The organism is Spirulina sp. CCY15215, from assembly GCF_016888125.1.
GTDB lineage: Bacteria > Cyanobacteriota > Cyanobacteriia > Cyanobacteriales > Spirulinaceae > CCY15215.
In genome coordinates, this window is record NZ_JACSWA010000467.1 from 1 (window position 1) to 654 (window position 654).

At 48.0% G+C, this 654-nt stretch carries 1 protein-coding gene; it reads left to right on the plus strand.

Going from position 1 to position 654, the window contains the following annotated elements; translation table 11 throughout:
• The coding region (locus JUI58_RS15335; protein WP_204104673.1) for a DUF4347 domain-containing protein at positions 1–654 on the plus strand (654 nt) is incomplete at both ends.

Genomic DNA, 654 nt, shown 5'->3' on the forward strand with positions numbered 1-654 from the left:
CCGTAGCCACCGAAAACGGTAACATCACCCTCGCCGCTATTCCAGGTAAAAGTCAAGTTCGACTCTCTCACGAAGGTATGGTGGTAAACTTAGTCCTCGATGCCGCCCCAGTCGAAGGAAACGTAATCATTCCTGCCAATGCAAGGGGAATCAGAGCCGTAGATATCCCTCGTTATATTACCGGAGGCAGTGAAATCGGTCATGCTAATGAAGTCATCATCGAAGAAGATGGCACAGTGCGGTTAATCAGAACCGATACAGCCGTCAGCGAAGGAGATACCGTCATAGCAGGGGAAGTCAACGCCGAAAATATTAACCTCATGGCAGCAGGAGTAGTTACTCCAACAGACCCAAGTTTAATTCAAGGGGATGCCACCGTGGTGCGTTTTCCTGAAGCAGGAGGAACCAATATACTCAACGTCATTGATTCTCGTGCCGATAATGCCGAAGACTTGCTTTATGGTGCAGCAGCAGGGACGATATCGAGTATTATTGGTCGCGAGGAAGAAGGAATTGCAGCGATAAGCGAGAAACTGGAAGAAGTAGACGGAGAACTCGACGGAATAGCAATAACCGCAGAAGGAAACGAAGGCAACTTCTGGTTAGGGAAAACATGGGTAACGAATGAAAATATCAACAACTATGCCGGACAGT